Source organism: Leptothrix mechoopdaensis (SeqCode) (genome assembly GCF_053893855.1).
In genome coordinates, this window is the sequence record NZ_CM132699.1 from 2,092,183 (window position 1) to 2,111,454 (window position 19,272).

At 66.2% G+C, this 19,272-nt stretch carries 17 protein-coding genes; 10 read left to right on the forward strand and 7 right to left on the reverse strand.

Features of this window, described 5'->3' with window-relative positions; translation table 11 throughout:
- Positions 1–3 precede the first annotated feature (3 nt).
- Positions 4–1,074: a hypothetical protein gene (locus ACWA7K_RS09255; protein WP_456210428.1), complete on the reverse strand. Its 1,071-nt coding sequence runs from the start codon at positions 1,072–1,074 to the stop codon at positions 4–6.
- 358 nt (positions 1,075–1,432) lie between these two features.
- Here ACWA7K_RS09255 and ACWA7K_RS09260 point away from each other — a divergent pair, with 358 nt between their 5' ends.
- The 5 genes from ACWA7K_RS09260 to ACWA7K_RS09280 all read left to right on the forward strand — a co-directional run bounded on the left by ACWA7K_RS09260 (position 1,433) and on the right by ACWA7K_RS09280 (position 7,288).
- Complete coding sequence (locus ACWA7K_RS09260) at positions 1,433–1,999, forward strand: fimbrial protein (RefSeq protein WP_456167821.1); 567 nt, start codon at positions 1,433–1,435, stop codon at positions 1,997–1,999.
- A 13-nt stretch (positions 2,000–2,012) separates the two neighbouring features.
- Complete coding sequence (locus ACWA7K_RS09265; protein WP_456167823.1) at positions 2,013–2,612, forward strand: fimbrial protein; 600 nt, start codon at positions 2,013–2,015, stop codon at positions 2,610–2,612.
- A 115-nt stretch (positions 2,613–2,727) separates the two neighbouring features.
- Positions 2,728–3,489: a fimbrial biogenesis chaperone gene (locus ACWA7K_RS09270; RefSeq protein WP_456167825.1), complete on the forward strand. Its 762-nt coding sequence runs from the start codon at positions 2,728–2,730 to the stop codon at positions 3,487–3,489.
- A 12-nt stretch (positions 3,490–3,501) separates the two neighbouring features.
- Complete coding sequence (locus tag ACWA7K_RS09275) at positions 3,502–6,102, forward strand: fimbria/pilus outer membrane usher protein (RefSeq protein ID WP_456167827.1); 2,601 nt, start codon at positions 3,502–3,504, stop codon at positions 6,100–6,102.
- A 448-nt stretch (positions 6,103–6,550) separates the two neighbouring features.
- The gene (locus ACWA7K_RS09280; RefSeq protein ID WP_456167829.1) at positions 6,551–7,288 is read left to right on the forward strand and encodes a LytR/AlgR family response regulator transcription factor; all 738 of its coding nucleotides are present in this window, start codon (positions 6,551–6,553) and stop codon (positions 7,286–7,288) included.
- A gap of 4 nt (positions 7,289–7,292) precedes the next feature.
- Here ACWA7K_RS09280 and ACWA7K_RS09285 read toward each other — a convergent pair whose 3' ends face one another.
- The 3 genes from ACWA7K_RS09285 to ACWA7K_RS09295 form a co-directional block, all read right to left on the reverse strand.
- Entirely contained in the window at positions 7,293–8,597 is a 1,305-nt protein-coding gene (locus ACWA7K_RS09285) for an ATP-binding response regulator (RefSeq protein WP_456167831.1), read from the reverse strand.
- Between the two features lie 9 nt (positions 8,598–8,606).
- The gene (locus ACWA7K_RS09290; RefSeq protein ID WP_456167833.1) at positions 8,607–9,116 is read right to left on the reverse strand and encodes a hypothetical protein; all 510 of its coding nucleotides are present in this window, start codon (positions 9,114–9,116) and stop codon (positions 8,607–8,609) included.
- 213 nt (positions 9,117–9,329) lie between these two features.
- Positions 9,330–10,463 carry a DNA alkylation repair protein gene (locus ACWA7K_RS09295; RefSeq protein ID WP_456167835.1) on the reverse strand — a complete coding sequence of 378 codons (1,134 nt, stop codon included), beginning with the start codon at positions 10,461–10,463 and terminating at the stop codon, positions 9,330–9,332.
- Between the two features lie 119 nt (positions 10,464–10,582).
- Here ACWA7K_RS09295 and ACWA7K_RS09300 point away from each other — a divergent pair, with 119 nt between their 5' ends.
- Positions 10,583–12,511 carry a PhoX family protein gene (locus ACWA7K_RS09300; protein WP_456167837.1) on the forward strand — a complete coding sequence of 643 codons (1,929 nt, stop codon included), beginning with the start codon at positions 10,583–10,585 and terminating at the stop codon, positions 12,509–12,511.
- A 21-nt stretch (positions 12,512–12,532) separates the two neighbouring features.
- Here the strand turns inward: ACWA7K_RS09300 and ACWA7K_RS09305 are convergent, their stop codons facing one another.
- The 3 genes from ACWA7K_RS09305 to ACWA7K_RS09315 are packed head-to-tail and all read right to left on the reverse strand — an operon-like array spanning position 12,533 to position 15,883.
- Positions 12,533–14,398, reverse strand: a complete 1,866-nt coding sequence (locus tag ACWA7K_RS09305) for a caspase family protein (RefSeq protein WP_456167839.1) — start codon at positions 14,396–14,398, stop codon at positions 12,533–12,535.
- A 15-nt stretch (positions 14,399–14,413) separates the two neighbouring features.
- On the reverse strand, positions 14,414–15,388 hold the full coding sequence (locus ACWA7K_RS09310; RefSeq protein WP_456167841.1) for a DUF1993 family protein: 975 nt from the start codon (positions 15,386–15,388) through the stop codon (positions 14,414–14,416).
- Between the two features lie 21 nt (positions 15,389–15,409).
- A complete protein-coding gene (locus ACWA7K_RS09315) occupies positions 15,410–15,883 on the reverse strand; it encodes a DUF2846 domain-containing protein (RefSeq protein ID WP_456167843.1) in 474 nt (157 codons plus the stop codon).
- Between the two features lie 132 nt (positions 15,884–16,015).
- On the opposite strand from ACWA7K_RS09315, the gene ACWA7K_RS09320 reads away from it, so the two are divergent.
- Genes ACWA7K_RS09320 through ACWA7K_RS09335 form a run of 4 tightly spaced genes read left to right on the forward strand, consistent with a single transcriptional unit; the run spans position 16,016 to position 19,260 of the window.
- The gene (locus ACWA7K_RS09320; RefSeq protein WP_456167845.1) at positions 16,016–17,413 is read left to right on the forward strand and encodes a PIN domain-containing protein; all 1,398 of its coding nucleotides are present in this window, start codon (positions 16,016–16,018) and stop codon (positions 17,411–17,413) included.
- Positions 17,414–17,446: 33 nt separating this feature from the next.
- Positions 17,447–18,175 carry a riboflavin synthase subunit alpha gene (locus ACWA7K_RS09325; protein WP_456167847.1) on the forward strand — a complete coding sequence of 243 codons (729 nt, stop codon included), beginning with the start codon at positions 17,447–17,449 and terminating at the stop codon, positions 18,173–18,175.
- A gap of 37 nt (positions 18,176–18,212) precedes the next feature.
- Positions 18,213–18,779 (forward strand): DUF1415 domain-containing protein, encoded by a 567-nt coding sequence (locus ACWA7K_RS09330; protein ID WP_456168750.1) that lies wholly within the window; start codon positions 18,213–18,215, stop codon positions 18,777–18,779.
- Between the two features lie 16 nt (positions 18,780–18,795).
- Complete coding sequence (locus tag ACWA7K_RS09335) at positions 18,796–19,260, forward strand: CoA-binding protein (RefSeq protein WP_456167849.1); 465 nt, start codon at positions 18,796–18,798, stop codon at positions 19,258–19,260.
- The last annotated feature ends 12 nt before the right edge of the window (positions 19,261–19,272 follow it).

Consider the following 19,272-nt stretch of genomic DNA (forward strand, 5'->3'; position numbering starts at 1 on the left):
GGTCTACGAATACGACAGCGTCAACGTGGCCGCGCAAGTGACGTCCCCCACCGCAGCTGTCGTCGCGCCGGTGTATCGCTGATATTCCACGTAGAAATAGGCCGGCGTGAATGACGAGGTCGTGGCCGTGCCGATCGTCGTCACCGTGTTGTTGCCGATGGCTGCCGAGGTCGACGCTTGAGTCAGTCGACAACCGGTGTTGGTGGAACCTCCCGCCGCCGAATTCTTGATCACGTTGGCCTCCTGTTCCGTGAAGGTCCAGGTTCCCAGGACGTTGGTATACGCATTCACGTTCGGCGTTTGACAACCCGTTGCCTGGATGGCGATTTTCGTCTTGCCCGCACGTCCGTTGGCATCGAAGTTGGAAGCGTGGACGGTGGGCAGCTTGTAATCGGTGAGCGCAGCAACGGTGCAGGTGATTTCATATGCCGAGATCGAGACATTCTGCGTCAATGGCAACACGGCTCCAACAGTAGCGCCACTGTAGGCCGAGTAACCCCACCAACCCATCGTGCTATCTGACGATCCGACCAAACCGGTCAAAACACCCCCCGTATTGCCAACAGAAAACGATACATTCCAAGTTACCTGTGCAGTACATGTACCAGTACCTGAGGTCACGTAAAGCCGAACCAACGTGTAACGAAGATTAACCACCGGAGCATTCACAGCGCAATTTGTGCCGACAGGTGTTACTGTCAAAGAACTTGTTGCAAAATTAATTCCAGTGGTAACCCCCGATGTTGCAGTCGACGTACCAACCGGAAATAGCAGTTGCACCTTGTTGGTCGCAGAAAACGTCTCAACCGTGCAAGTTACCGACCCCGTCAACGAGATCGTCTTGATGAAACCAGCCGTTCGATTCGCCAGAAGGCTCGAAGAAGCAGGCGCAGCTAGCGCGGTACCGACCGTACAAACCTGAGCAACTGCGGAATCCGCAGTGGCAAACGAACCAATCAAAATCAACAAGGTCAATCTCAGGAACGCGCCAATCGCTGACACGTTAATAATATTGCGTAGACCAATCATCTCTTGAGCCCCTAGATTTGTCGAACCGACGGCGATGTCGCGCATGCGGCTGAAACCCTCGATTATTGACGCAGGGCTCAACGATCCGGATCTTCCATCGCCGAACGCTCGTGGCTCGGCATGAAATGCCGCATCATCGGCACGATCCGTCAAGTCCTCGGAACCCAATCAAACAACTGCTGGCAGACTCGCGGCGAAACCTAGCCGATCGGACCCATCCCAACCGCAGGAAGTCACCCGCTTGGGAATGAGAGATTCAACCCAACCAATATCACAAACACAACTCAAACAACAGTTCGTGCGCCTCCAGCGTCACTTCATGATCAAAACCAAGAACTTCAATACATTTACAAAAACCAGTGAACACCCCTTGTGAAACTTTGCGGCTGCAACCAGAACTGCGTTGCAGATCATCCCTATTCACACGAGGTACAAGATGAACTTCACCCGCAAGAATGCCAAGTCCGCCGTCGCCGCCCTGGCGCTGATCGCCGCCGCTGGTGGCGCGAATGCCGCCAGCCTGACGTTCAGCGGCAAGGTCAGTGCAGCGACCTGCACGATCACCGTCTCCAACTCCGGAACGATCACGCTGCCGACCATCGTCGCCACGGATCTGGGCACCGATGGCGCCACGGCCGGCGACACCCAATTCACCATCAGCGGCGCGACCTGCTCCGGCGGTGCGACCACTGCCACCGTCTATTTCGACGCCCTCGGCAACGCAAGCCTGACCTCGGCCGGCGGTCGCCTGTCCAGCGGCGTCGCCGGTGTCGAACTTGAACTGCTTCAAGGCAGCAACATCGTCGACATCTCGAAGAACACCAGCGCGCAGAACGTGACCGGCGCAACCATCACGTCCAACGCCTTCACGTCCTCCTTCAAGGTTCGATACAAGCGGAACCAGACGGCCGCCATCACCGCCACCGGCGCAATTTCGGTCAGCCTGAACTACATCATCAGCTACGCCTGAGCGACGTCTCACCGTGACGGACCTGACCCACCATTCCATGCCGCATGACCGGGAATGGTCGGTCGGGTTCCATCAAGTCATCAAGGGGATACCGCCCATGTGCAAACATACTCAAATCTTCCGCCTGGCGCTGTTTGCCGCAGCGCTGCTGTCAGGCCACGCGCAAGCAGCTACGCTGACGATGGCGGGCAAGGTTTCGGCCAACTCGTGCACGGTCGCCGTGACGGGCAGTGGAACCATCACGCTGCCCACCATCTCGACGTCCGACCTGGCAAACAACGGCGATACCGCGGGCGAAACCAGCTTCACGATCTCCGGATCAAGCTGCGCGGCTGGCCTCACGTCGGTCATGCCGTATTTCGACGTGAACAGCGCCAACGCCGCCGGACGGTTGGCCACCACCGTGGCTGGACTTGAACTCGAGCTGCGACAAGGCACCACGACCCTGGACCTGTCGAAGAACGCGGGGGCACAGGCTGTCACAGCCAGCGCCATCGGGAGCAACGCCTTCACCTCGCAGTTCAAGGTTCGATACAAGCGGAATCAGTCTGCCGCTTTCAGCTCGACGGGCACCGTGAACGTCACGCTGGTCTATGTCCTGAGTTACTCCTGACCGTGACCTGCACTGATTGACCGATTGCCACGGATTACACCGTGGCAATCGGTCGTCATGCATCGGATCCGAACGCCAGAACCGGACTCAGGAACCTGGGTCGCGCGGAGAGATCATGAAAACCACAAGAATTCTCAAGGCCATCCTGGGTCTCGTGTTGGCGGCCCATTCCTTGTCGGGCCAGGCCGCCATCCAGTTGGGCGCCACACGGCTCATCTACAACGAAGCCAGCGTCAGCGAATCCATCAGCGCGTCGAACCGCAGCGAGGAACGCCCCAGTCTGCTGCAGATCTGGATGGACGACGGCGACATCAAGGCCACGCCCGAGCAGGCTTCGACACCCTTCCATGTCAGCCCGCCGCTCGCCAACGTCGGCCCCAGCGCAAAGCAGGTCATCCGCGTGTCCCTGGTGGACCGCCAGACCTTGCCGCAGGACCGCGAAAGCGTGTTCTGGCTGAACGTACTGGACATTCCCGCCTCCAGCCAGGAACTTGACCCCTCGAATCTGCTCCGGGTGGCCGTGCGGACCCGGATCAAGGTGTTCTATCGGCCCAAGGCCCTGGCTCGCAACGATGTGGCCAGTTCGGTGAATGAGCTGTCCTGGGAAATCACCGGCAAGAACAAGGACGCGGTTGTCGTTCGCAACAAGTCGCCGTATCACATCACGATCAGCGGTCTGAAGATTGCCTACGACAAGAAGGAATACCAACAAAGTCCGGGCAGCCTGATGGTGTCGCCCCGTGACAGCGCCACGATCAACCTCAATCAATGGACGTCCAGCGCATTGACTGCGCCGGCGACAGAACCGAAGGTGCGCGGCAATCTGGTCAACGACCTCGGTGGCGAGGAAGCCTTCTCGATCAGCCTGCGCAAGTGAAGACAGGCGACCATGAACATGCAGTCCAGTCAACGAACACCATGGGTCGGCCTGCTCCTGGTCTTCTTGCCCTTCGCCACATGGGCCACCGAATCCGCACCGGACGCCGTGCAGCCAGCCCGGTACGCCTACAAGTTCGACTACCGGATGCTGTACGGGAAGATGGCCGAAACCGCAGAGACGAATGCACTCGTCCTGCCAGCTGCCAAGTCCGGCACCTACGGACTCGAGATCCGCGTCAATGACCGCCTGATTGGCGTTCACCAGGTGCGACTCACCCACGTGTCAGGCGTCTTTCGCGCATGTCTTGAAGCGGCGGTGATCGAGCGCCTCGGCATCTCCGAGAAGGCCTTGAGCCGCCACGCCCACGACATCCTGGATGGCAGCGCCAGTTGCGTCACCGCCGAGCGCCTGACGGACGGCGCCAAGTTCGTCGTCGATTTCTCGAACCTCAAGCTCGACATCTCGATTCCCCAGGCCAGCCTGGCCATCGCCAACGCCGACTGGCCCATGCCTGATCAATGGGAGTCAGGCGAAACGGCCGGCCGGATTGCCTACAACTCGAACTACTTCGAGGCTCAGAACCCTGCCGGAAAGAACAAGGGAGTCTTCCTCGCGCTGGACATGGGCCTGGACGTTGGCAAGTACCACGTTCGACAGCACGCAAACCTGAGCGCCCAGCAATCCGCTGGCGCGAAGAACTTCACCGCGCGCAATGACTCGATCGTCCTGTTCACGGACATCGAGCAGATCGGCGCCACGGCAACTCTCGGGCAGAGCTACACGCGAGCCCGTTTGTTCGAACCCACCGTCATCCGCGGCCTCAACATCCAGACGGATGACCGCATGCTGGCCCCGGAGTGGCGGTCCCCGAAGCCGGCGATCGAAGGCATCTCGCGCACGGGGTCCCGCATCGAGATCCGGCAATTCGGCGTCCTTCAGTACGAGACCAGCGTTCCGCCCGGGCCGTATCGGCTGACGGACCTGCCCTTGTCGGGCAACGGTTTCGATCTGGACGTCACGGCCATCGAATCCGATGGCGTGATCAGCCGATTCGCCGTTCCGACGGTCACGTCGACTTTCCTGCTGCCCGAAGGCAGCGACTTCGGCAACCTCTCGATCGGCGAGATGCTGAGTTCCGCACGCCGACGCCACGCCATTGCCCAGTTCGAATGGCAAAGCGGTGTCTCGCACGGTTTCACGTTGAACGCCGGACTGACCGGCTTGAAGCGTTACGCCGCCGGCCTGCTGGGGGCTGGCGCCTCCACGCCGCTCGGCGCCGTGTCGCTGAACGTGACCGGATCAAGGTCCGGCGCCGAGACGATGTCCGAGAAGATGCGCGGCGGCAGCATTTCCGGCAGTTTCAGCAAGGGCTTCTCGCGCACCAACACCAACTTCGTGATCGGCGCGATCCGGCTGTCGTCGAGAGGTTATGAAAGCGCGCTCGACAACGTCGACAGAAAGGATCAGGAACTGGGCCGATTCAGCGCTTACTGGCATGCCAAGTTCCGCAGCCGCGTCAACGTGAGCATCGGCCAACGGTTGGGCGATTTCGGCAACCTGACCCTGTCCGCCGCCCGTTCGGTGGCGTGGAATGGCGGGACGCCCAGCGATTCCTTGGCGGCCGCCTACTCGCTGATGTTCCGCAACGGAATGGCCTTGAACACGTCGGTCGCCCGCTCGCAATACGTCGGCAACAAGGCGCAATGGACGGGCACCCTCGGGTTGTCGGTCCCGCTGGGCGGCACGTTCTCGTCGAGCGGCGGCTCCACCGTGACCCTGTCAGGCACCGGCAGCAACTCGGGACCCGGCCAGTACGCCTTGGGCTACAACAATAGCATCGCGCTGTCCGACGGTCGTTCCGTCAGCTACGGCACCAGCGCGAGTTCACAGGTTGGCGCAACGGGCGACCTGTCGGGTTACGCCAACTACAACTCGACGACCACGAATGCCGCGATGCACCTGAGCGGAAACGCCAGCCATCGCCAGTTCTTCGGTTCCGTGAATGGTGCTGCCGTGATTCACCGTGGCGGCATCAACTTCGCGCGCAACCTGGGCGACACGCTGGTGCTGGTGCATGCACCGGGTGCCGAGGGAGCCCGAATTGGAGGCATGAACGAGCAACTGGTGGCGGACAACGGCTACGCGCTGCTGTCATTTGCCAACCCCTATGCGCGCAATGTCATCGACATGGGAACGGCTCAGGACAACATCGGCTATCGCGCGGACGACCCGATCAAGACGATCATCCCGCGCGCCGGCACCGTGACCACCCTCTCGTTCGCTGGATCCTTGCAGGACGTGTTCCTGCTGTCCTTGAACACGCACGGTCTCGGACAACCTTCCTTCGGCGCCGAGATTCGCAGCAGCGAAGGGACGCTGCTCGGGTATGTCGGACAGGGCGGCCGCGCGGAGGTGCGTGTCCCTTCTGACGTCCGATATGTTCAGGTGACCCTGGATGCCAAGAACAAACGCATGTGTCGCAGCGATCTGAACGAAGCGAGAAAGAAGTTCGTTCGGGTTGGCGACATCAAGCAGGCCTCGGTCAGTTGCGTTCCCGCGCAAGAGAGGACCGCTCCGGAGGCCGGTCGGCCTCTGGCGCGGTTGCCATGACGCCAGGGCCTCTGGTGGTCTAGTCGTAGTTCAACAAGAGGACGGTCTGTCCGAGCATGGTGGGCGCTACACCTGCCCGGACCACGCTGGCACTGCCGCAGATGGGCGCATCAGCCGATGGCCCGGTCACGACCGAGGTCTGCGGCAGGACACAGGTCGGCATCACCACCGCGCCCACGAATCGAATCGTCCCGGAGCTGGGTTCCAGTGCGGCAGCCTGGGCATGGACCGCCAGGAGGCCGGCACAGCAGAAGACCGTCCGCCATGGCCAAGAAGTGTTTCTCATACCTATTCCCTACAAGACATATCCCGTTATCGGCGTCTTGCAGATTCACTTGAGTCAGTCTGGCCAGTCTTTTCAGTCATGCGGACATCCTGAATTCGACGCATCAAGCGAGTCCGTACTCGGCTGGCCCACGCCGATCAACACATCCTGGAGGCATACACCTTGACCTCGCCCCAAGCTCATCCCAGTCTGCGCGTCGTCATCGCCGAAGACGAGCCCGCACAACTCCATCACCTGGAAAGCCTGATCCGACGACTGCAGCCCGATTGGCAGATCGTCGCGAAGGTCTCCGATGCATCGGGCGTGCTGGCCGCGATCGATCACGAGATCCCTGATCTGCTGGTGATGGACATTCATCTGGGCCTGACGCCGGAACGTGAATGGCTGGAACGGATCCCGAGCGACATGCTCGTGATCTTCTGCACCGGTGACCCGACGTTTGCGCTGGAAGCGTTCGAGCGCGGCGCGACGGACTACATCCTGAAGCCCGTCACGCCGCGTCGATTGAAGATGGCGCTGGATCGGGCTGCGTCACGTTTGCGCGGCCATCGACAGACCGAACCCGAGCGGCCGCCCGGTAGCGGATGGCTCACGGTCGGCGCCGGGCCCTCCATGCTGCTGGTGCCGTATGCCGAGATCATCTATGTCAAGGCCGATCTGCGTTACACGCGGATCATCTCGACCCGCGGTGAAGGCCTGGCGCGGATGGGCATCAATGAACTGGCGGAGCGACTCCCGTCAACGCAGTTCATCCGCGTGCATCGCGGGGCGCTGGTCAATGCCGAATGGGTGGCCTCGGTCACCCGCAACGAACTGGGCCAGCTGGATGTCAGGATGCGCGGCAGACAGGAAACCCTCCGCGTCAGCCGCACCTACCACGGTGCCTTTCGGCAGAACTAGAACCTCAGTTGTCCGATCGCGCCGACAGCGACTGCGCGATCGCCTCGAAGATCTGCGCCGGCCTGACCGGCTTGTAGAGCAGGCGGATGTGGTCCCGGCCCTCTTCGTCCGGGGCGACCTTGAAATCCAGGTTGCCGGACACGATCACCACCGGCAGATCGGGTTTCTTCAGCGCCGCGCGGACGGCACGCCAGCCCTGGATGCCATCACCGGCCTCGACCAGCTGAAGATCGGTCATCAGCAGATCCGGGTGGAATTCGTTGAGGACGATCCAGCGCAAGGCCTCGTCCACGCTGGTGGCGCCGCGCACCTCGAAGCCACGCACCAGCAGCATGTCCAGGGTTGCCGACAGGATGACCGCGTCATCCTCGACGACCAGGACACGCCGGCCGCCCCCCAGGTCGCCCCAGCCACTGACCGGATGGGCGGCATCCGTGACATCCGCAGCGCACATCAGCATCGAGGCCGGCAGGTGCAGGGATATGCGGGTGCCGACACCCGGTTGACTGCTCAGGCAGGTACCAAGGCCCAGCAGGCTGGCGACCTGCTGAACCACCGACAGGCCGATGCCCAGCCCCTGCTCCGAATTCGGTACGGCGTCCAGGCGTGTGTAGGGCATGAATATGTCGTGATGCCGATCTGGCGGTATGCCGATACCGGTGTCGGTGACGTGAATCAGCATCGACCCGCCCGGCCCCCACTCGGCCATCAATTCGACGAAGCCGGACGAGGTGAACTTGATCGCGTTGCCCAGCAGATTGCCGATGGCTCGCGCCAGGAGTACCTGGTCGGTCATGGCCGCAACCCGGCTGACGCGCAGATTGATTCGATAACCCAGGCCCTTGCGCGCGGCCGCGTCGGCATGGGTATCGAAGGTTTCCTGCAGCAGATCCTGCAGGATGAAGCGGGTTTCATTCATGCGGACCAGACCCCTGTCGAGACGGGAGATGTCGAGCAGGTTGTGCAGCATCTCGCCGAGCAGCTCCACACGGGCCTGGACCCGCTGGATCCGTTGCCGGTGGCCGTCAACGGAGTCGTTCGGGTCCCAGGCGTCGATCAGCACGCCCAGCGCATGCACCGGCTGCCGCAGGTCGTGGCTGGCGACGGCCAGCAGATCATGGCGCTGACCTTCGAGACGGGCCAGCAGCTCATCCTTCTGCAGCAGCGCTTGCAGGAGCTGCTGCTGGTCTTCCCGGGCGGCGATGCACGCCTGTTCCAGCCGCGCGCGGTTCTGCCGCGCTGACCCGGCGTGCCGGATCGCGGTCGCGACGGCGAGACCGCCTGCCACCGTGATCGCCAGGCACAGCATCCGGGTCGCTCAGCTGGCGGCGGCCACGAGCGGCTGCAGGTCCAGCCGCAGATCGCCGGACGACGGATCCCGGACGACGCGGATCCGCACGTCGGCCAGCGGCGGCTGGGCCCAGCGCTGCAGCGCATCGCGGACGGCCCGAACGGCGCGGATCGTGTCGGTCGGCGGCATGTCGACCTCGAATCGGCAGGTGACCCGGAGGTCGACCACGCCATGTCGATGACCTTGGAGAAACTTCCAGTACGCGACGATCGCGGCTTCGGCTCGTTCGACGATGTCCTGAGGCCGCGCCATTTCCAGCCGGTGGTTCTCGGCGAGATAGTCCGCCAGCGCTTCGATGTCGCGTTGACAGCCTTCATGTCCGGCCACGACCGTCATCAGCCGGCCGAGCGCATTCAGGCAGAGATGTGTATCCAGCGTCGCCTGTGCGGGATACCCGGAAACACCGTCATCATGCGGATTCGAGTATTGAAGCGAGACGCCGGAGATCATCACGGCGTGCGGCGTAGAGTTGTCCATGGAAGGTGATGGGGCTGCGGGTCCTGAATGTCCGAGCCATCGGACCGCCTCCAGATCATGTCCGGAGGGCGAATGGCGACAAGGCTGCGGGAATCCTATCCCCGGCCCTGTGGTGCGAGAACACCCAAGCGGATCGGTGGTTTGAAGATACCGCTCACGCCGAATCACGCAGGGCTGGACTTGCCAGATATCCCGCGAACCGGCAATACCCCATCACGCCAATTCGAAACCCGCCTCGGCCACGGCCTGACCATTGACCTGCACGACGACCCGATGCCAGCCCGGGTGATAGACCCGCGTCGTGATGGGCTTGACCGCGTGGCGCTTGAGCAGCCCGCGCTGCTCGCCGGCGGCCAGGTCGAGCTTCCAGCCCTTGAACACCTTGGGCGAGGTGCTGCCGTTGGCCTTGACGTGGTGGACGACGTAGTCGACCAGCAGCGGCTGCGGCTGCGCCGAGGTCGAGATCAGCGTCAGCGCCAGGTCCAGCGACTCGCCCAGTCGGATCGCGCCGGGCTCGATGCGCAGCAGCGCACGGCCTTGCAGCGGTCGGGCATGGCCCCAGGCGGCCAGCACCGCCGGATCGCCCTGCTTGACCAGCGTGCGGCTGGCGTGGCGCAGCAGCGCGCGCCGTGCTTCGCCGGCCTCGGGCAGGTGGCGCGACAGCCAGGCGGCGACCCGTTGCGGGTGATCCTTGGCGATGTCGTTGAGGTGGTTGGCGACCGAACGGCGCACGTAGGCGCTGCGGTCGTCCTGCAGGGCTTCGAGCAGCGGTTCGGTCGGCGACGGGTCCTGCACCAGCGCCTTGAGCTGCAGGCCCCAGGGCAGACGCGGGCGGCTGCCCTCGCTGACCAGCCGTCGAACATGCGTGTTGCGATCGGATGTCCAGCGCATCAGCGTGTCGAAGACCAGCGCCGGGTGACGGACGATGAAGGGCCGGATCGCGAACTCCGCCGTGAAGCGCTGGGTCATCGCGTGCAATGCCAGCAAGGCCCGTTCGGGCTGCATCTGACCGTGGCGGGCGACGTGTTCGGCCATCGCCCAGACGACCCAGCCGGCCAGACCCCGGTCGTGCGTGCGCAACTCCCCGGGCTCGTCGAAGTCGTGCGGCCCGGCCGGGGCCAGCGCGGCTTCCAGCGTGTCGGCCGCCCGTTCGAAGTCGTCGGGCAAGGCGATCTGCAGGGCATCGGCGAGCTGCATCGCGCGGGCCTTGAACTCGAGCGTGTCCAGGCCCGGCAGTGCTCGGGCCACGAAGGCATCGCGGTCGAAGTCGCGGCTGACCCGGGAGAGGTGCGACGCCATCGCGTCGACGCTGTCGGCGCCAAGCAGGTTCTTGAAGGGTTCGGCCATGGGCGGATTCTGGCAAGGCCCGCCGTCATCGAACCGTCACCGAAGTGTCAAGCACGGGTCACGGGGCGTCGCGATGCTCGCGCTCGTTTCACGACCTCAACAACGATCAGGAGTGCCCCATGGCCAAGGATTTCGACTCGATGGAAGACAGCAACCGCTCGTCCAACCCCAGCATCCACGAGGTGTCCGACCCCTCGCGCCGGCTGGTGCTGCGCGGCGGTCTGGGTGCCCTGATCGGCGGTTCGCTCGGACTGGGTTCGCTGACCGGTTGCGCCAGCATCGGCGGCATGGTCGGCGGCAAGCTGATCGGCTTCGAGAGCGTGCCGATCGGCACTGCCGACACCGTGGCGGTGCCCAAGGGCTACGTGACGCAGGTCATCGCCGCCTGGGGCGAGCCGGTCGGCCTGTCAGGTGAGACGCCGGCCTTCAAGTTCGACGGCAAGAACACCGCCGCCGAACAGGCCGCGCAGCTGGGCATGCACCACGACGGCATCCACTTCTACGCCCAGGAAGGAACGCCCGCCGCGACCAAGAGCGGTCTGCTGGTGCTGAACCATGAATACGTCGATGACGGCCTGCTGCACGCCGACGGCATGGCCACCTGGACGGCCGAGAAGGTGCGCAAGTCGCAGGCCGCGCATGGCGTGTCGGTGATCGAGGTCGAACAGAAGGACGGCCAGTGGACGCTGGTGTCGCCGTCGCCCTGGGCCCGCCGCATCACGGCCACCACGCCGATGGCGGTGGGCGGCCCGGCGGCCGGTCATCGGCTGCTACAGACGGCGGCGGATCCGACCGGCCGGAAGATCCTCGGCACCTTCAACAACTGCGGTTCGGGCAAGACGCCGTGGGGCACCTACCTGACCTGCGAAGAGAACTTCATCAACTACTTCAACGGGCCGGCCAACCCCGATGCGCACCAGAAGCGCTGGGGCCTGCAGAAGGTCGACGCGAAGATGTACCGCTGGCACGAACATGACGAGCGCTTCGACGCCGTCAAGCATCCCAACGAGATCAACCGCCACGGCTGGGTCGTCGAGATCGATCCGTTCGACGCCAGCTCGACGCCGGTCAAGCGCACCGCCCTGGGTCACGCCGCACACGAAGGCGCGACCGTGGCCGTGACGCGCGACCAGCGTGCCGTCGTCTACATGGGCGAGGACTCGCGCTTCGAGTACATCTACAAGTTCGTCAGCCGCGACGCCATCAAGCCCGGTGGCGCGCGCGCCAACGCGACGCTGCTGGACCACGGCACGCTCTACGTCGCCCGCTTCGACGCCGATGGCAAGGGCGCGTGGCTGCCGCTGGTGCATGGCCAGGGCCCGCTGACGGCGGCCAACGGCTTTGCCGACCAGGGCGAGGTGCTGGTCAAGACCCGCCAGGCCAGCGACCTGCTGGGCGCCACCAAGATGGACCGTCCGGAATGGACGGCGGTCGACCAGAAGAACCGCAAGGTCTACTGCACGCTGACCAACAACAGCAACCGCGGCGTGGGCAGCAACCCGGGCGTCGACGCGGCCAACCCGCGCGCCAACAACACGATGGGCAACATCATCGAGTGGACCGATGCCGGCGACTTCGACGGCACCACCTTCGCATGGCGGCACTTCGTGATGGCCGGCGACAAGTCGCTCGAACGCGCCGAGGCCAAGGGCAACGTCCAGGGCGACGCGTTCGCCTGCCCGGACGGCCTGTGGGTCGATGCCCGCGGCCTGCTGTGGATCCAGTGCGACATGTCGACCTCGGCGATGGGCAAGGGTGACCTCGTCAACATGGGCAACAACATGATGCTGGCCGCCGACCCGGCCAGCGGCGAGATCCGCCGCTTCCTGGTCGGTCCGAAGGGTTGCGAGATCACCGGCGTGACGATGACGCCGGACGGCAAGACGATGTTCCTGAACATCCAGCACCCGGGCGAGCCGGCCAGCGAGCGCAGCGATCCGGCCGCCCCGCGTGCCGTGTCGAACTGGCCCGACCAGCGCGCCGACGGCCGTCCGCGTTCGGCGACCGTGGTGGTGCGCAAGGCCGATGGCGGCGTGATCGGGACGTGATCACGCCGGTGCCGCCGGCCCTCACGCCATCAGCGGCACCGCCATGTCCTTGACCAGTTGCGGGGCGACGAGGCTGGGCGTCTGCGCGTAGCCCAGGTCGGCCAGTTCGCGGCCGACCGCCTCGACCAGTTCGGCGAAGGTCAGCGACGGCGCTGCAGCCTTGCGCCGCCCCGCGTCGGCACGGCGGCGTTCGCGTCGCAGTGTCTTGACGAGGCTGTAGGTGAAGGCGCCGTGCGAGATCGGGCCGTGTTCGTACTCGTGCGCGAACTGCTCGTCGCTGCACGCGTAGATCAGCGTCGGCAGGTAGGGCCCGGCATGGCCGCGCGTGGACGAGGTCGACGCCTGGCGCCCGCGTGCCGGCTGGCTGCCCGCACGCAGGTCCATCGCCTGACCAAGCCGGTGGGTGGCGCGCAGCGGCTGGTCACGCGGCCCGCCGGCATCGCGGCTCACGGCCTTGCCGTTGAAGCGCTCGTCATAGGCCTTGCTCGGGGCCTCGAAGCTGCGCGGCAACCACATCTCGCGCGCGGCATCCCAGCGCAGCATGCGGTGGCGGATGTCGTCGGGCGGATTCAGCCCGCGCACCCGTTGGGCCGCCGCACGGGTCATGCCGCCGGCATGGCAGCAGTCGAACATGCAGACCAGCCGCAGGTCATAGGGCAGCTGGCTGTAGAGCTCGTGAAACTGCACGTCGCTGAAGGCCTTGCCGGCGGACCAGTCGAAGTCGTGCAGCACCAGCGATTCGTTGATGCGGTCGACCTTGCCGTCGGCACCGTAGGTCGGCACCTGGGCACCGTGGCCCGAGTAGTAGAAGAAACACGTGTCGCCGCCGCGTGCGTCGTCGAGCAGCCAGTTCATGCGCTCGATCACGCCGGCCGTGGTGGCGCGGTCGTTCAGCACGATGCGGATGTCCTCGGCCGCATAGCCCGACTCCTGCAGCAGTGCGCTGACCAGCCAGACATCGTTGACACAACCTGCCAGGTTGGCGGCAGGGTCGGCGTATTCGTTGATGCCCACCAGCAGCGCGCGCTTGCGGGGTGGCCGCGCGGGCGTTGCCGAGGGCGGCACCGTCTCGATCGAAGCGACCGCCTGGCCGGTCGATCGCGCCTTCGCTGTCGTCGGGCGTGACGGCGATCGCGCCGCCAGCGTCGCCCACACCAGGTCGACCGTCAGGCGGTGCCGCATGTAGGGTTCGACGTCATGGTCGGCCATGCCGGCGATGTCGAACAGCGTGCGCAGCTGCGTGTAGTTGTCGGCATCGGCGCCCAGCAGGCGGATCGGGCCGGTGAAGACCGCGTCCTCCGGGTTGTGCAGGTGATACCAGTGTTCGGCCTGCGGCAGCGGCAGCAGCCGGCCGGCGGCGAACTGGCCCAGCACGAAGGGGTTGCCCATCTGCGAGGCACATGTGACCAGCGTGCGCCCCGCCAGCAGGTCGGCCGTCTTCGGATTCGTGAACGTGTCGTAGGCGACCAGCGTGCCCAGGCTGTGGGCCACGATCACATCGGGCTTGAAGTTCTTGATGCGCCGGGCCAGCGTCGCCCGGGTGGCCTGGCGCAGGGCCGCGTCCTCGACCCATTGCACGACCATGCCGGCGGTCCAGCGCACCCGGTCGACGACGTTGCCGACCCAGCCGCGCTCGCGCGTGGTGGCGCTGCCGAACAGCTGGTCGACCGCACTGCCCATCAGCATCGAGACCGCCTTGCGCGACTGCGCGAAGGTGACCTCGCGGGTGCCGAACTCGGCATCGAGGTGGACGAACTCGATCTGCACCTCCAGCGCCGGCGCCAGCCGTTGCAGGGGCTCGCGGATGGCCGCCGACCAGCTCGTCTCCCAGGTCGCGCCCGGTTCGTGCCGGCCGATGCCGTGGACGCAGAGGATCTTCAGGGTCATGGCGGGCTCCCGGGGTCAGGCGGTGGGCGGATAGACGTGCTGGCCGTCGAAGTCGGGCTTGCCCAGCGGCAGGCCGCGGGCACGGGCGATGGCGTAGGCCATGCCCAGGTGGAAGAAGAAGTTGGGCAGCAGGTGACGCTGCAGGAACTCGCCGGCCGGCAGGTCCAGCTCGGCCTCGCCGGCCCGGCTGCGGATGCGTCGACCCTCGGCCGCAGCGAAGTCCGCCGGCCGCATCGCCGCCAGCTCGGCGCGGATCCGGCCGATGCGCGAGCGCAGGCCGGCCACGCTTCCCGGCGGCTCGCCCGGCAGCACCGGCAGGCCGACCAGCGGACGACAGCCGCGCAGCGCGAAGTTGGCGGCGGTCTCGACCTGCTGGCCCCAGGCGAGCATGTCCGGTGCGAGTCGAGCGCCCAGCCAGTCGGCTTCGGCCTGCGCGGCATCGGGCGATGAGGCACAGGCCCGTTCAACCTTCGCGACGATGCCGTCGAGCCGTTCGAGGAAGTGCAGGAAGACCGGCACGGAGGCCTCGTACAGCGGCGGCACGGTCGGAGTCGAGATCGCAGGCGGCACCCACCCCATCGCCTTCAGGCTCGCCAGCGGCGCGAACAGCGGCTGCGGCAGGGCCTGCCAGTCGAACCACGACCAGGCCTCGCACTTGTCGGGCTCCAGCCGCTGCGGCGTGCCGCCGGGGTGGCGGGCCAGCATCACGACGGTCGCGTAGTGGCGGCCCTCGGCCGCGAAGACGTCGTTGGTGACGGGGCCGCACTGCAGCGCGCCCAGCACCAGCCCGGTCTCCTCGGCCACCTCGCGGCGAGCGCAGTGCTCGAAGGACTCGCCCCATTCCAGATGCCCGCCCGGCGCCGACCAGGTGCCCGCGCCGTGCGCCCCGCGCCGCAGCCCGAGCAGCACCCGGCCGGCATCGTCGAACACCAGCACGCCGACGCCGACGCGCGGATGGCGGTGGTCCGGATGTCGCGCGTCCGACGTCATCGCGGTCTGGCCCCGATCGCGTCAGCGGCCGGCCGGCACGGCGTAGTCGGCACCGTCGACGCAGTCACGCGCCTGGCGTTCGGACTGGAAGTGGTCGATCGTGTAGGTGCCGAATCCGCCACCGTTGACGCCCATCCACAGGTAGGCCAGTTCGCCGGCCTTGGTCTCGATGTCGATGGCCGGGTTGTAGACGCCGGCGATGCCGTCGTTCTTCATCTGGACCTTGTGGGCGCCGGGTTCGATCACCGTGTGCACGAAGGTGTTGGGCTTGACGGTGCCGATGTCGCGACCGTCGACCAGCACGACCGACTTGACGCCGGCGGCCACCAGCATGGCCTTCTCGCGGCAGACGTAGAGACTGGTCTTGCCGGGCACCGGCTGGTAGGCCTTGAGGTCCTTCGCGACGGCCTTGTCGCCGTACTGGATCGAGGCGCAGCCGCTCAGCAGCAGCAGCGCGGCAGCGGCGGAACTCAGGGTGATGCGGGTCATATTCATCGGGATTTCCTCCTGGTGGTTGTCGGGAACCCCGAAGGTTAGCGGCCGGCGTCAGGGTCCGGCCGGGCCGGATCACCGATCATTGAGGCTGCGCACACCGACCCGGTGGCGACCAGACCGAAAGCATCCACCGTGATCGAACTCATCATCCTCGTCGACTACGAGAACGTGCAGCCCGCCGCCGAGGACCTGGCCGATCTGGAGGTCGGCAAGCACCTGCTGAAGGTGTTCCACGGCCCGGGCCAGAACTCGATGCCGATCAAGCTGGCGACCACGCTGATGCCGGTCGGCGCGGCGGTCGAGTTCATCCAGTGCGAGAAGGCCGGCAAGGACGCGCTGGACTTTCACCTGTCCTTCCACTTCGGCCGGCTGTCGGTGCAGCACCCGCAGGCGCAATACGTGATCGTCTCGCGTGACCGCAAGGGCTTCGCGCAGCTGATCGAACACGGCAGCAAGCTCGGCATCAAGGTGACGCTGGTGCCCTCGCTGCGCGACGAGGACATGAACGACGACGGCACGCCGGTGGTGCGGACGGAAGCCGCCGCCCGTGAGACCCGCGAGCCACGTGCGCCGCGCAGCCGCGCCGGCAGCAAGGGCGGCCGCAGTGCAGCCGCGCCGGCCGCACAGGGACCGCGGCGGGGTGGCCGGGACAGCGGCCGCGACAGCGCCCGTCGCGACGAGCAACGTGCATCGCCACGCGCCGAGACCCGTCCGGCGCCGGTGGTCCAGGCTCCGGCTCCGGTCCCCGCTCCCGTCGTTTCGGTGGCCCCGCCCCAGGTCGACGACGACACTCGCGATGCGGTCGAGCAGCTGATGGCCGACATCGTCGCCTCGGACAGCGACGACGCGCCCGAGGTGGCCCCGGCACCTGCGCCCGCACCGGCACCCGCCGCGAAGAAGGCACCGGCCGGCAAGGCAGCGGCGAAGAAGGCCGTCGCCAAGAAGGTCGTGGCCAAGAAGGCCCCCGCGAAGAAGGCGGCAGGCAAGGCGGCGGACAAGGCAACCAGCAAGACCGTTGAAGCGAAGGAAGAGCCGGTCGAAGTGGCGCCGGCTCCGGCCAAGAAGGCCGCGCGGAAATCGGCCGTCAAGACGACTACCAAGACGACCACCAAGACGGCCGACAAGGCCATCGAAGAGGTCAAGGCCGAGGCCCCGGTTGCCGCACCCGCGCCGGCCAAGAAGGCGGCGCGCAAGTCGGCGGCTCGAAAGACGGTGGCAGAGGCCACGCCGGTGGCGGTGGCTGCGCCGGCTCCGGTTCCCGCGCCTCAGACCGCTCCCGCGCCCGCCCCATCCGGCCGCCAGCTGCGCGACGAGCCGATGCCGTCGGACACGCGCAAGGCGCTGGACAGCCTCAAGCGCCTGGGCGACGGCAAGCGGCCGGTCAAGGTCGCGTCGCTGCGCTCGCACCTGCGCTCGCACCTGCGGGCCGACCTGAGCGAGGCCGGCGTCGAGGCGCTGCTCGACCAGATGCGCGCGCAAGGCTGGATCAGCGAGCTGGACCACGGCAAGGTCGGCTACCAGCTGCCCTGAGCACATTCCCCACATCCAGGACCCTGAAGACCCATGTTCACCGGCATCGTCCAGTCCATCGCCCACGTCGTCGCCATCGACGACCGCCCCGGCCTGCGCACCTTCACGCTCGAATTCCCGCCCGGCTTCCTGGACGGCCAGGAGATCGGCGCCAGCGTCGCCTGCGACGGCTGCTGCCTGACCGTCACGCGCCACCAGGGCCCCCAACGCGCCGACTTCGACGTGATGCAGCAGAGCCTGAACCTGACCACGCTGGGCACGCTGCAGGTCGGCAGCCGCATCAACGTCGAACGCGCGGCGCGCGACGGCGTCGAGATCGGCGGGCATCCGATCTCCGGCCACATCGACTGCCAGGCCCGCGTCGAGTCGGTCCGCAACCCGGAGAACAACCACGTGCTGCGCATCTCGGTGCCGCCGGCGTGGATGCGCTACGTCTTCCCGAAGGGCTACATCGCCGTCAACGGGGCGAGCCTGACGGTGGCCGAGGCCGACCGCGCGGCCGGCTGGTTCGAGGTCTGGCTGATCCCCGAGACGCTGCGCCAGACCACCTTCGGCGACAAGCGCGCCGGCGACGCGCTGAACCTCGAGATCGAGCGCGGCACGCAGGTCATGGTCGACACCGTGCGCGACACGATCGACGAACGCCTGGGCCCCCTGCTGCCCGCGCTGGCCACGCTGCTGAGCGAACCCGACATCGCCGCGCGCCTGAAGGCGCGAGGGGTGGACGTCGCCGCAGCCACGGCCATGCTCCAGCTGAAGTGACCTGATGCCCGAACCGACCCCCATCCCCGACGACACGATGAGCGACACCCCTTCCACACCCAGCCCCGAACAGGTCATCGCCGACACCCGGCGCTGGCTCGAACGCGCCGTCATCGGCCTGAACCTGTGCCCGTTCGCCAAGGCCGTGCACGTCAAGGACCAGATCCGCTGGGTCGTCAGCACGGCCACCACGCCCGAGGCGCTGCAGGCCGAACTGGCGCTGGAACTGCACCGGCTGGCCGAATCCGATCCGGCCCAGATCGAGACCACGCTGCTGATGCACCCGCAGGTGCTGGGCGACTTCCTCGACTTCAACGACTTCCTCGAAGTGGCCGATGCCACCGTGGAAGAGCTGGGCTACGAGGGCGAACTGCAGGTCGCGAGCTTCCACCCCGACTACCAGTTCGACGGCACCGAGCCCGACGACATCGACAACGCCAGCAACCGCTCGCCCTGGCCCACGCTGCACCTGCTGCGCGAGGCCAGCATCGAGGCGGCGGTCGAGGCCTTCCCCGACGCGGCCGACATCTACGAACGCAACATCGAGACGCTGCGGCAGCTGGGCGCCGAAGGCTGGCGCAAGCTGCTGACCGATCCGGCCTGACCCTTCAAGACCCAACATGCCCGACGACGACATCGCCACGCTGCGCCGCATCCTCCGGACCTGCCGCACGATCGCGGTGGTCGGGCTGTCGGCCGAATGGCACCGGCCAAGCTACTTCGCCGCGAAGTACATGCAGGGCAAGGGCTACCGCATCGTGCCGGTCAACCCTCGCTACCCGCAGATCCTCGGCGAGACCAGCTATGCGCGGCTGGAGGACATCCCCTTCCCGGTCGACATGGTCGACGTGTTCCGCAAGCCGGCCGACGTGCTGCCGATCGCGCAGAGCGCCGTTGCCATCGGGGCCAGGTGCCTGTGGCAGCAGCTCGGCGTGATCCACCACGAGGCCGACGCGCTGGCCCGTGCCGCCGGGCTGGACAGCGTCATGGACCGCTGCGTGAAGATCGAACACGCGCGCCTGTTCGGCGGTCTGCACTGGGCCGGCGTCAACACCGGCGTGATCTCGGCGCAGCGGCCGGTCTGAGGCTGCTACCCA

What these genes read in the sequence shown, in the direction of transcription:
- ACWA7K_RS09255 (WP_456210428.1), bottom strand. Translation starts at nt 1,074, where the DNA reads ATGCGCGACATCGCCGTCGGTTCGACAAATCTAGGGGCTCAAGAGATG.
- ACWA7K_RS09270 (WP_456167825.1), top strand. Translation starts at nt 2,728, where the DNA reads ATGAAAACCACAAGAATTCTCAAGGCCATCCTGGGTCTCGTGTTGGCG.
- ACWA7K_RS09275 (WP_456167827.1), top strand. Translation starts at nt 3,502, where the DNA reads ATGAACATGCAGTCCAGTCAACGAACACCATGGGTCGGCCTGCTCCTG.
- ACWA7K_RS09285 (WP_456167831.1), bottom strand. Translation starts at nt 8,597, where the DNA reads ATGCTGTGCCTGGCGATCACGGTGGCAGGCGGTCTCGCCGTCGCGACC.
- ACWA7K_RS09290 (WP_456167833.1), bottom strand. Translation starts at nt 9,116, where the DNA reads ATGGACAACTCTACGCCGCACGCCGTGATGATCTCCGGCGTCTCGCTT.
- ACWA7K_RS09295 (WP_456167835.1), bottom strand. Translation starts at nt 10,463, where the DNA reads ATGGCCGAACCCTTCAAGAACCTGCTTGGCGCCGACAGCGTCGACGCG.
- ACWA7K_RS09300 (WP_456167837.1), top strand. Translation starts at nt 10,583, where the DNA reads ATGGCCAAGGATTTCGACTCGATGGAAGACAGCAACCGCTCGTCCAAC.
- ACWA7K_RS09305 (WP_456167839.1), bottom strand. Translation starts at nt 14,398, where the DNA reads ATGACCCTGAAGATCCTCTGCGTCCACGGCATCGGCCGGCACGAACCG.
- ACWA7K_RS09310 (WP_456167841.1), bottom strand. Translation starts at nt 15,388, where the DNA reads ATGACGTCGGACGCGCGACATCCGGACCACCGCCATCCGCGCGTCGGC.
- ACWA7K_RS09315 (WP_456167843.1), bottom strand. Translation starts at nt 15,883, where the DNA reads ATGAATATGACCCGCATCACCCTGAGTTCCGCCGCTGCCGCGCTGCTG.
- ACWA7K_RS09325 (WP_456167847.1), top strand. Translation starts at nt 17,447, where the DNA reads ATGTTCACCGGCATCGTCCAGTCCATCGCCCACGTCGTCGCCATCGAC.
- ACWA7K_RS09330 (WP_456168750.1), top strand. Translation starts at nt 18,213, where the DNA reads ATGAGCGACACCCCTTCCACACCCAGCCCCGAACAGGTCATCGCCGAC.
- ACWA7K_RS09335 (WP_456167849.1), top strand. Translation starts at nt 18,796, where the DNA reads ATGCCCGACGACGACATCGCCACGCTGCGCCGCATCCTCCGGACCTGC.